Annotated in this window: 8 protein-coding genes and 1 other annotated feature; of the genes, 5 read left to right on the top strand and 3 right to left on the bottom strand. The window is 42.8% G+C overall.

Translation table 11 applies throughout. The features are described from left to right. Nucleotides 1–88: a sequence feature (5S ribosomal RNA rRNA prediction is too short), on the top strand. Nucleotides 89–451: 363 nt separating this feature from the next. The 5 genes from metA (at nucleotide 452) to Xkoz_RS10245 (ending at nucleotide 7496) form a co-directional block, all read left to right on the top strand. Continuing rightward, nucleotides 452–1381, top strand: coding sequence for a homoserine O-acetyltransferase MetA (gene metA / locus Xkoz_RS10265; RefSeq protein ID WP_099142070.1), 930 nt, complete (start codon nucleotides 452–454; stop codon nucleotides 1379–1381). Nucleotides 1382–1693: 312 nt separating this feature from the next. Continuing rightward, nucleotides 1694–3289: a malate synthase A gene (aceB, locus tag Xkoz_RS10260; protein WP_422646050.1), complete on the top strand. Its 1596-nt coding sequence runs from the start codon at nucleotides 1694–1696 to the stop codon at nucleotides 3287–3289. A 57-nt stretch (nucleotides 3290–3346) separates the two neighbouring features. Further along, nucleotides 3347–4654 (top strand): isocitrate lyase, encoded by a 1308-nt coding sequence (gene aceA, locus Xkoz_RS10255; RefSeq protein WP_099142069.1) that lies wholly within the window; start codon nucleotides 3347–3349, stop codon nucleotides 4652–4654. An 84-nt stretch (nucleotides 4655–4738) separates the two neighbouring features. Continuing rightward, a complete protein-coding gene (gene aceK, locus Xkoz_RS10250) occupies nucleotides 4739–6517 on the top strand; it encodes a bifunctional isocitrate dehydrogenase kinase/phosphatase (protein ID WP_099142068.1) in 1779 nt (592 codons plus the stop codon). A 418-nt stretch (nucleotides 6518–6935) separates the two neighbouring features. Next, nucleotides 6936–7496: a hypothetical protein gene (locus Xkoz_RS10245; protein WP_099142067.1), complete on the top strand. Its 561-nt coding sequence runs from the start codon at nucleotides 6936–6938 to the stop codon at nucleotides 7494–7496. 180 nt (nucleotides 7497–7676) lie between these two features. Here the strand turns inward: Xkoz_RS10245 and Xkoz_RS10240 are convergent, their stop codons facing one another. The 3 genes from Xkoz_RS10240 to iclR form a co-directional block, all read right to left on the bottom strand. Next, on the bottom strand, nucleotides 7677–8318 hold the full coding sequence (locus Xkoz_RS10240) for a bifunctional 4-hydroxy-2-oxoglutarate aldolase/2-dehydro-3-deoxy-phosphogluconate aldolase (RefSeq protein WP_099142066.1): 642 nt from the start codon (nucleotides 8316–8318) through the stop codon (nucleotides 7677–7679). Between the two features lie 53 nt (nucleotides 8319–8371). Further along, nucleotides 8372–10210, bottom strand: coding sequence for a phosphogluconate dehydratase (edd, locus tag Xkoz_RS10235; protein WP_099142065.1), 1839 nt, complete (start codon nucleotides 10208–10210; stop codon nucleotides 8372–8374). 195 nt (nucleotides 10211–10405) lie between these two features. Further along, nucleotides 10406–11236, bottom strand: coding sequence for a glyoxylate bypass operon transcriptional repressor IclR (gene iclR / locus Xkoz_RS10230; RefSeq protein WP_099142064.1), 831 nt, complete (start codon nucleotides 11234–11236; stop codon nucleotides 10406–10408). Nucleotides 11237–11413: the final 177 nt, after the last annotated feature.

Raw genomic sequence — 11413 nt, 5'->3', positions numbered from 1 at the left:
GTGGGACCACCTGAATCCATGCCGAACTCAGCAGTGAAACGCCGTCGCGCCGATGGTAGTGTGGGGCCTCCCCATGCGAGAGTAGGGCACTGCCAGACATCACTTCAGACAGAGAAGCCATCCTTCACCGGATGGCTTTTTGCGTTTTTATATATTGATCACATCGTGTTATATACGCATTAAACTTCAAGTTGCAATTTACAACACTATATGAAACCTGATTTCTCCCCGCGAAGCGGGGAGAAATCACACGCATCTTGAAGTTAGATTGGTATAACTATATATAACTATATCACCTTATTTCCCTTCCTTATTCTGATTACTATCTTCTATATAATAGAATGAAATAATTTCAATTTGAGTACAATAACTCGACATTTACCTGTCAGTCTGGTTAAATTTGGCTATCTAGAAGTCTAAATGTACAATTGAATAGTTGAGGTTTTGAGCAATGCCAATTCGTGTACCAGATGAATTACCTGCGGTGAGCACTCTTCGCAATGAAAACATCTTTGTCATGACATCAACCCGGGCCAGTATTCAAAATATCCGCCCATTGAAGGTCTTGCTACTTAATCTGATGCCAAAGAAGATAGAAACAGAAAACCAGTTTATTAGGCTATTGTCTAATACCCCGCTTCAAATCGATATTCAATTGTTACGTATCGATAGTCGCCAATGTAAAAATACCCCTGCTGAACATTTAGATACCTTTTATTGTGATTTTGATTCAATAAAAGATCAAAATTTCGATGGATTGATAGTCACCGGCGCTCCTCTGGGGCTGATTGAGTTTGAGGATGTCGTTTATTGGCGTGAGGTAGAAAGAATAGTGGCTTGGGCAAAAGAACACGTGACTTCGACACTTTTTGTCTGTTGGGCTGTTCAAGCGGCATTAAAAATTCTTTATCACCTTCCTAAGCATACTCGAAAAACAAAACTATCGGGTGTTTATCCCCATTCAACTTTAGATCCTCTGGCACTATTGACCCGTGGATTTGATGAAACATTTTTTGCTCCTCACTCACGTTTTGCTGACTTTCCTGAATTTCTGATCCGTGAACAGACAGATTTGGATATCTTAGCCAGTTCAAAAGAGGCAGGAGCCTATCTATTTGCCAGCAAAGACAAAAGATTAGTCTTTGTGACAGGACACCCTGAATATGACACAGGGACATTAGCTGCGGAATATTGGCGTGATCATACCGCTGGTCTGGAGCCGGAATTGCCAGTCAATTACTTCCCAAATAACGATCCTGCAAATAAACCCGTTGTGTCTTGGCGTAGTCATGGTCATTTACTCTTTTCAAATTGGTTGAATTATTATGTTTATCAAATTACACCATATGATTTAGCTTTTATGAATCCGACCTTAGATTGAGCCTAGTTTAAGTTTTAGATAGAAAAATGAGAGATTGCTGAAGCGAGTCATTTCTCATTTTATTAATTTTCCTTCCGTTGTTGCCGTTCAATATTCATCTGTTATTTTTCATACATAACAAAAACTTAACATTATTGTGTCTATTTTTTTGGAATTCATTTCCCTGTTTTTCCTGCTTCTAAATCATCTTAATCTATTGATTTTAATTATTTATTTTTAAATTTTAAAAATAATGGAAATGGTTTTTGATTTATTTTTTTAATTGGTTAGTCTTAGTCGGGTGAGTGTTTAAAAGTGAGAAATGGAGAGATTATGCAGCAGGCATTAGCAACCAAACTAACTTTTATTAAATCTTTCGGAGAAGCAGAGAAACAGGTGTTATCGCCTGAGTCTATTCGCTTTTTAGAGGATTTGATTATTGAATTTTCTGACAAACGTACAAAATTATTGGATGAACGTGTACGTTGGCAGGAAAAAATAGATAGCGGTTCATTACCCGATTTTATTTCGGAAACAGCTTCCATTAGAAATGGTGATTGGAAAATCCAAGGGATACCCGATGATCTAAAAGATCGTCGAGTTGAAATAACGGGACCTGTAGAGCGCAAAATGGTTATCAACGCCCTAAATGCAAATGTAAAAGTATTTATGGCCGATTTTGAAGATTCATTAGCGCCTGAATGGGATAAGGTCATCAATGGGCAAATTAACTTACGAGATGCTGTCAATGGTACGATCTCATATACCAATGAACAGGGGAAACGCTATGAGTTGAAAACAAAGCCCGCAGTACTGATTGCCAGGGTTAGAGGGTTGCACCTGACAGAAAAACATGTCCTTTATGAGAATGAACCGATATCTGGTGGGTTGTTTGATTTTGCACTCTATTTCTACTTAAATTATAAGAGGTTACTGCAAAAAGGCAGTGGTCCTTATTTTTACCTGCCCAAAATACAGAGCTACCATGAAGCACAATGGTGGAGTGATGTTTTCCGTTTTACAGAGTCGCGTTTCAATTTGCCGACAGGCACGATTAAGGCAACCGTTTTGATTGAAACATTGCCCGCCGTATTCCAGATGGACGAAATTCTCTATCACTTACGTCATCACATCGTTGGCCTAAACTGTGGACGCTGGGACTATATTTTCAGTTATATCAAGACATTGAAAAATCATGCTGATCGCGTTTTACCGGATCGCCAGTCCGTTACGATGACACAACCTTTCTTGAGTGCTTACTCTCGCTTGCTGATCAAAACTTGTCATAAACGCGGCGCGTTTGCAATGGGAGGAATGTCAGCATTTATTCCCAGTAAAGATCCTGTGCAAAACCAGCAAGTGTCGGACAAAGTCAGGGCAGACAAAGAGCTGGAAGCCAATAACGGCCATGATGGTACGTGGGTTGCACATCCAGGGCTTGCAGATATTGTCATGGAGATCTTCGATACAAAACTGGGCGAGCGTCAAAACCAATTAACTGTTTTGCGCGAAGAAGATGGAACGATTACAGCAGAACAATTACTTGCGCCTTGTTTGGGAGAAAGAACAGAAGAGGGAATGCGCGCCAATATTCGTGTTGCAGTTCAGTACATAGAAGCCTGGATTTCGGGGAATGGATGCGTGCCGATTTATGGCTTGATGGAAGATGCGGCGACGGCAGAAATTTCCCGAACTTCCATTTGGCAATGGATCCGCCATGAAAAATCACTCTCGAATGGTAAAAAAGTGACAAAAGAACTGTTCAGAGAAATGTTGAAAGAAGAGCTAGACGTTATTAAACAGGAAGTGGGGGAGCCGCGCTTTAACCAAGGGCGATTTATAGAAGCTTCTGATTTGATGGAAAGCATTACGACTCAGGACAACTTAATTGATTTCCTTACCTTACCGGGTTATCAATTATTAGACTAGTTTAAAAACAACAATGGCAAAAATATCCGATTAATTAAGAATAGGAAGTAGAACATCATGACCATGTCCCGGAAACAACAAATCGCTCAACTGGAACAAGAATGGCAACAACCACGTTGGAAAGGTATCACTCGTCCGTATCGTGCTGAAGATGTCGTTAAATTGCGTGGTTCGATTAATCCTGAACATACTTTAGCGCAAATAGGGGCGAAAAAGTTGTGGAAGTTGTTAAAGGGTGAGTCGAAAAAAGGCTATGTGAACGCGCTTGGGGCACTGACTGGCGGGCAGGCACTTCAACAAGCTAAAGCCGGTATTGAGGCGGTTTATCTTTCCGGCTGGCAAGTCGCAGCAGATGCAAATACCGCAGCGAGTATGTATCCTGATCAATCTTTGTATCCCGTTGATTCAGTTCCTAATGTCATCAAACGTATCAATAATAGTTTCCTTCGTGCAGATCAAATCCAATGGTCAAATGGCATCGAACCCGATAGCCAAGAATATATTGACTATTTCTTGCCAATTGTCGCGGATGCTGAGGCCGGGTTTGGCGGGGTACTTAACGCATTTGAACTGATGAAAGCGATGATCGAAGCGGGTGCCGCCGCAGTGCATTTTGAAGATCAATTGGCAGCGGTGAAAAAATGTGGGCACATGGGTGGCAAAGTTTTGGTTCCGACGCAAGAGGCCATCCAGAAGCTGGTTGCTGCACGGTTAGCGGCTGATGTGTCCGGTGTCCCTACCTTGTTAATTGCGCGTACTGACGCAGATGCAGCAGATTTACTGACCTCGGATTGTGATCCCTATGACCAGAAGTTCATTACTGGCAAACGAACCTATGAAGGTTTCTTTTGTACACGTGCTGGCATTGAACAAGCTATCAGCCGCGGTTTGGCTTATGCCCCTTACGCTGATGTTGTCTGGTGCGAAACCTCTACACCGGATATTCAAGCGGCTCGCCATTTTGCAGAAGCTATCCATGCTAAATATCCTGGCAAATTGCTGGCCTATAACTGTTCACCTTCCTTCAACTGGAAAAAGAATCTGGATGATAAAACGATCGCGAGTTTCCAAGAGCAGTTATCTGCTATGGGTTATAAATTCCAGTTCATCACACTAGCGGGCATACATAGCATGTGGTTCAACATGTTTGATTTAGCCTATGATTACGCGCGTGGTGAAGGAATGAAACATTATGTTGAAAAAGTTCAGGAACGAGAATTTGCTTCCCTTAAGCAGGGTTATACCTTCTCCTCACATCAGCAGGAAGTGGGAACGGGATATTTTGATAAAGTGACCACGATTATTCAGGGAGAAGGTTCTTCTGTGACGGCATTAACAGGATCGACAGAAGAGCAGCAATTCTAGATTTACTATACCGATGGGGATAATCACTGATTGGGGGATTCCAAAAGGAATACCCCTTTACGTGTCAGATAAAGGTGGCTAAATATGGAAATGGATCTCGCGCATTTAATTGCGCAAACTATTTTGCAGGGATTTGATGCACAATACGGTCGATTTCTGGAAGTCACTTCTGGGGCACAGCAACGTTTTGAACTGGCTGACTGGCATGCTGTACAACAGGCCATGAAAAAGAGGATTAACCTGTACGATCATCATGTCGGGTTGGTGGTGGAGCAGTTGAAGCGTATCCATACATCATTACAACATGATGAAGATGATATTGCCGAAGTCAAAGCAGTTTATACCGGTTTACTGCCAGACTATCCACGTTTTGAAATTGCAGAAAGTTTTTTTAATTCGGTTTATTGTCGTCTTTTTAAACATCGTAATTTAAGGCCAGAAAATCTTTATATCTTTTCTTCACAACCTGCTTACCGTTTTCGCCATATTTCTCGTCCATTATCACGGGATTTTTTTCCTAATGATAATCTTGCCGCAATGTTGAGAACCCTCTTAAATGATTTGCCATTACGCCTTAAATGGGAGGATTTGGATCGGGATATTGGTTATATCACGCAATATTTACAGAATACCTTTTCCCAAACTGATTTATTACACGCCACATTTCAAATCGCCAATGAACTGTTTTACCGTAATAAAGCAGCCTGGCTGGTAGGAAAAATCAGGATGGGAACGGCTGTTCATCCCTTTTTGTTGCCGATTCATCACAATGAATTGGGGGGGATTTTTATCGATACCTGTTTAACCCATCATGATGATGTCAGTATTGTTTTTGGTTTTGCTCGCTCCTATTTTATGGTTTATGCGCCGTTGCCAGCGGCTTTAGTTGAGTGGTTACGTGAAATTCTTCCGACAAAATCCACGGCAGAGTTATACATGGCGATAGGCTGTCAAAAGCACGGTAAAACAGAATACTATCGTGAATATCTGACATTCATTAATTCCACTCAGGAGCAGTTTACGATTGCACCAGGAGTGAAGGGCATGGTGATGTTGGTTTTTACTTCCCCTTCGTTTGATCGGGTATTTAAAGTGATTAAAGACAGGTTTGCGCCGCAAAAAGAAGTCTCCCCCGCGCGTGTCCAGGAGTGTTACCGTTTGGTCAAAGAGCATGATCGTGTTGGCAGAATGGCGGATACTCAGGAATTTGAAAACTTTATGATTGATAAACACCATATCAGCCCTGAGTTAATGGCGGAGTTGCAAAAAGAGATCCCAGAAAAACTGGAGGATTTAGGCGATAAGATTTTGATAAAGCATCTTTATATGGAGCGTAAAATGATGCCGTTAAATATTTATATGGAACACGTCAATGAGATGCAATTGAAGGATGTTATCGAAGAGTATGGCAATGCGATTAAGCAACTCGCGGCGGCAAATATTTTTCCTGGTGATATGTTGTTTAAAAATTTTGGCGTGACACGTCACGGAAGAGTGATTTTCTACGATTATGATGAGATCTGTTACATGACCGAAGTGAACTTCCGGGATATTCCCCCTCCACGCTATCCTGAAGATGAACTGGCTAGTGAACCTTGGTTCAGTGTTGCTGTTAACGATGTTTTTCCAGAAGAGTTTCGGCAGTTTTTATGTACTGACAAACGTATTCGGTCTTATTTTGAAGAAAGTCACAGTGATCTCTTTAAAGCAGATTACTGGCGAGCGTTGCAAGAGCGTATTAAAAATGGATATGTAGAAGATGTTTTTGCTTATCGTCGTAGGCAAAGATTCAGTCAACGTTCTGAAATGGATCAAATAAAAAATATAAACAGTGATATTGCTAATGAATATATACCAATCTAACTTCAAGATGCGTGTGATTTCTCCCCCGCTTCGCGGGGAGAAATCAGGTTTCATATCGTGTTGTAAATTGCAACTTGAAGTTTAATGCGTATAGATAAAAATAATGTATCACTGCATGATAAAAAATAGTGCTTATATATGTCGTTTTTAAACCAATTTGCTATTTTATTATTGGGTTTTAATGGTATGATCCCGACTTAACAAAATGATGTTAGTTGCAATTCAATAAATATATACCAGTCGCCTTTCAAGATGCATCTTATATCTCCCCGCGTAGCGGAGAGATATAAGCACTCTCATTGGCTGGCAAACTGCAACTTGAAGTTGGATTGGTATAATTCCGTAATTTAATTATTATAAACCTGCACCATTAATAGAATCATCTTATTTATTTATAAAAATACTTAAGGAGGAAGTAATGGCTGAAGTTGTTTTATATGGTGATATTTTACATCTTAAAAATAACCATGCTGATGGCAGTTATCTTGATGTTTATGGGTTAGCGATTTCAATAGGTGAGAAATATAATGTTGTCACTTCTGTTTCACAAAATCGAGATAGCGGCTCAGGTTCATGGCAGATTTTATCAGCGGAAGGTAAAAGTATAGGGACGGAAGTTTACAGTGGTGATACGATATTTTTATTCAACTTCTACAGAAATAATGGAGGGTATCTGAGAGTTAGTGGGAATGCACCATCACCAGAACTCTATAATGTGTATACTGCGGATAAACCTGTACATGCCCTTGATAGTGCAACATGGTATATTTTTTCAGATACGACCAATGAATTTGATGGCAAAGTTCGTGAAGGTAATATTATTCGTCTACTGAATAGTTTTAATTATGCGCATGGCGGGTTTCTTGATGTCTGTTGGCCGGCAGAGCAACCTGACGCTATATATGAAGTTTATACATCTCTATTATCAGATAGAGATAATGGCACTGGCACATGGACATTATTGAAAGTGATTAATTAATAGTAAAATTGAAAGTGGCTTTATTTTTATTATTAAGTGAATTATGTTCAGCCTTCAATTATCCGAGTGAATTTTTAATGATGCTAAGTTAGAAGAAATTTTAGGTAAGTAATGATTGATTTTTATTAATGCGGAAATTCTTTAATCTCAAATTTCCGCATTAAAATTTAGATAAAACGACTATGCTTTTGCGCCTGTAACCGCCGCGCGAGCGAGTTCTGTAATCTGGGGATAATCGCCTTTTTTCAATGCATCGCCTGGAACCAGCCATGAACCCCCAATGCACAGGACACTATTCAATGCCAGATAGTCGCGATAATTGTCAAGAGAAATCCCCCCCGTTGGGCAAAAACGGACTTGCGGGAATGGGCCTGCAATCGCTTTTAATGCCTTAACACCGCCATTCGCTTCTGCCGGAAAGAATTTGAAGCAGTTTAAGCCATAGCTCATCCCCAGCATTAATTCAGAAACTGTGGAGATCCCTGGAATAAGAGGGATTGAACCTACACTTGCGGCTTTCAACAGATCATCCGTCAACCCTGGGCTAATGGCAAATTGAGCACCGGCTTTTGTAACGGCAGACAACTGTTCAGGATTAATAACCGTGCCTGCGCCGATAATGGCTTCAGGAACTTCTGTGGCGATAAGGCGAATGGCTTCCAGCGCACATTCCGTTCTTAATGTCACCTCCAGAACACGAATTCCACCGGCAACCAGCGCTTTTGCCAAGGGAACCGCATGTTCAATTTCATTGATAACAATGACAGGGACGACAGGGCCATCAGTCAGGATATTTTCTGCACTTGTTTTCCAGTTATTCATCAGTAGTTTCTCTCGTTAAATCAGAACACAAGGGATTTTAACCCCCTCGTTGATTAAAATGTAATGCAACATGCCCCTTGTTCTGCCCCCGATAGCTGGGTTCTCAAGGCACCAAATAGTTCGCGGCCACAACCGATAAGCCCTTCACTTAAGTCTGGTTGATGGGGTGATCGTTGTGCCAGCTCTTGTTCATCGACCAAAAGCGTCAGTTCCCCAGTTCGGCCATCAACGCGGATCACATCACCATCTTGCACTTTTGCCAGTAATCCGCCCGTCTTAGCTTCTGGCGTAACATGGATGGCTGAAGGGACTTTACCCGAAGCGCCAGACAATCGGCCATCTGTCACTAAAGCAATTTTAAAGCCCCGATCCATTAATACACCCAGCGGTGGCATTAACTTGTGCAATTCTGGCATACCATTAGCTTGTGGGCCTTGATAACGGACAACCACCACACAGTCGCGATCCAGCTTACCAGCCTCAAACGCGGGTGCGATATCATGCTGGCTATTAAAAACCACGGCAGGTGCTTCGATAATTTGATTATTTGCCGGAACCGCTGACGTTTTCATTACTGCACGCCCAAGATTTCCGGTCATGACTTTTGTACCGCCATGTTGTTCGAACGGCTGGTCAATGCTGGCAATGACATTGCTATCCAATGAAGCGAGTGGACTTGCCCGCCATGCTAACTGGCCTTCATTAAGCCACGGCTCTTGCGTGTAACGTTCCAGGCCAAACCCCGCGATGGTATTGACATCACGATGCAGTAAGCCTTTTTTTAGTAATTCACGAATGACTAATGCCACTCCACCGGCAGCCTGAAATTGGTTGATATCCGCTGCGCCATTTGGATAGATACGGCATAACAGCGGCACCACTTCAGACAAATCAGAAAAATCATCCCAGTTAATGATAATCCCCGCCGCTCTTGCCATTGCAATAAGATGCATGGTCAAGTTGGTCGATCCTCCGGTTGCCAGCAAGGCAATAATGCCATTGACGATCACTTTTTCATCGACCATTTGCCCCAAAGGAAGATAATTGCCTGAAGTTTCGGTCAAACGTGTGACTTGACGCGCAGCAGCATCATTTAACGCCTCACGCAATGGCGTGTCTGGGGAGACAAAAGAAGCACCCGGTAGATGCAATCCCATCACTTCCATCACCATTTGATTGGAATTGGCGGTGCCGTAGAACGTACAGGTTCCGATACTGTGATAAGACGCGGCTTCAGCTTCCAGCAGCGCTTGGCGGCCAACCTTGCCTTCGGCATAAAGCTGGCGAATGCGGACTTTTTCTTTATTTGGCAAACCACTGCTCATTGGCCCCGCGGGAACAAAAACAGCCGGTAGATGACCAAATGACAGTGCGGCCATCACCAATCCCGGAACAATCTTGTCACAAATTCCCAAGTACAGGGCGCCATCGAACATATTATGAGAAAGCCCAACAGCCGCAGACATGGCAATCACGTCACGGCTAAGCAGGGATAATTCCATGCCATCCTGGCCTTGCGTCACACCATCGCACATGGCGGGAACACCACCGGCAACTTGGCCGACCGCACCTATAGCACGCAGCGATCTTTTTAACTTTTGGGGATAATCTTCATAGGGTTTGTGGGCGGAGAGCATATCGTTGTAAGAGGTGATAATGGCGATGTCGTTATGCACCATATTTTTCAATGCGATTTTTTCATCACCCTGACAGGCGGCAAAACCGTGAGCCAGATTACCGCATGCTAGCTGTGCGCGATGGACGGTTTTTGAACGGGCGGCTGCAATGCGAGCTAAATATTGGCTGCGAGTCTCTTTTGATCGTTCAATAATACGTTGTGTAATGCGCGCGACGGTTTCGTTGGTAGTCGTGCTGCTTTGGTTTGTTGTCATGATAATGGCTCCCGACACCACAATGGAATGTGACTATTGCTTCACTGTTACCGGTAACATTGTTAATGCAACAACCAAAGGATGCAATCAACTTTCGTCAACGACGCGATTTATCTGTGATCTGTATCAATTTTTAAAGCTGAAACGTAACAGCTTGTCAACAAATCAGCTTCTTTGATGGGATCTTGGCAAAAATTACTTCATTCCGCCGTATTCTCGACTTACTGCTTTTGCTGCCCGTATAACAAGAGCGCCAAGTTCAGTCACGCGATCATCAGAGATACGTGATACTGGACCAGAAATGGAAATCGCGGCAAAGGCTTCGTGATGTTCATCATAGATACAGGCAGCAATACAGCGTAATCCTAACGCATGTTCTTCATCATCAAATGAAAAGCCTTGCTTGCGGATCTGTTCAAGATTTTCTGTTAATGCAGCAGCGGTAGTACAAGTATGCTGGCTATAAGCGTGCATCCCTTTTTTATGCAGCAATTGGAGGCGCTTTTGCTCAGGTAGCGTAGCAAGCAGGGCTTTACCCGCGCCGGAAGCGTGCATCGGTAATTTGCCGCCGATCGGGGCGGACATTCTCATCAGTGCATTGCATTGCACTTGATCGACAATCACGGCCTCATATTCATCAAGATTGAGGATGGCAAGGTTGACGGTTTCACCGGAATCTTCCATTAACTGGCGCAATATCGGATGAACCAGCACCATCAGATTGCGGCTTTGTAAAAAACTACTACCAACGACAAAAGCATGGGAAGCGATCACCCATAACCCCAGATCACCTATTTGGCGTACAAAACCATGTTGTTGCAAGGTGGTCAGAAGGCGATGGGTGGTGGAGTTGGGGAGGCCTGCTTGTATTGCCAGATCCGTCAAGGTAACGCCAACAGGTGAATCGGAAATATATTCCAAAAGTGTCAGCCCTCGGCTTAAAGATTGAACCTGGCCGCTTGCAGCGGCACTGTTTGTCATCATCTTCGTTTTTTTTGTGCGTTTGCTGGCAACGGCTGTGCTCATAAGATTCCCTCTGAATAATCGTCTCATTGCAGCAATGGGCGCTGCGATGGACACAAAATGGAATTTGTTTTCGTTTTCTTATTATGGATGATAACGAGGGGAAAAACACATCCGATGTGTGGGTCGTAGGAAAATCAAAAAACCCGCCTTTTTTATGCGGGTTTTCTAGCGCGATAT

Origin of the sequence: Xenorhabdus kozodoii, from assembly GCF_002632875.1 — a bacterium.
GTDB lineage: Bacteria > Pseudomonadota > Gammaproteobacteria > Enterobacterales > Enterobacteriaceae > Xenorhabdus > Xenorhabdus kozodoii.
This window is presented reverse-complemented; position numbering and strand designations above follow the sequence as displayed.

Bases quoted from the DNA above. Each gene is read 5' to 3' on its own strand.
- metA (WP_099142070.1), top strand. From the start codon at position 452: ATGCCAATTCGTGTACCAGATGAATTACCTGCGGTGAGCACTCTTCGC.
- aceB (WP_422646050.1), top strand. From the start codon at position 1,694: ATGCAGCAGGCATTAGCAACCAAACTAACTTTTATTAAATCTTTCGGA.
- aceA (WP_099142069.1), top strand. From the start codon at position 3,347: ATGACCATGTCCCGGAAACAACAAATCGCTCAACTGGAACAAGAATGG.
- aceK (WP_099142068.1), top strand. From the start codon at position 4,739: ATGGAAATGGATCTCGCGCATTTAATTGCGCAAACTATTTTGCAGGGA.
- Xkoz_RS10245 (WP_099142067.1), top strand. From the start codon at position 6,936: ATGGCTGAAGTTGTTTTATATGGTGATATTTTACATCTTAAAAATAAC.
- Xkoz_RS10240 (WP_099142066.1), bottom strand. From the start codon at position 8,318: ATGAATAACTGGAAAACAAGTGCAGAAAATATCCTGACTGATGGCCCT.
- edd (WP_099142065.1), bottom strand. From the start codon at position 10,210: ATGACAACAAACCAAAGCAGCACGACTACCAACGAAACCGTCGCGCGC.
- iclR (WP_099142064.1), bottom strand. From the start codon at position 11,236: ATGAGCACAGCCGTTGCCAGCAAACGCACAAAAAAAACGAAGATGATG.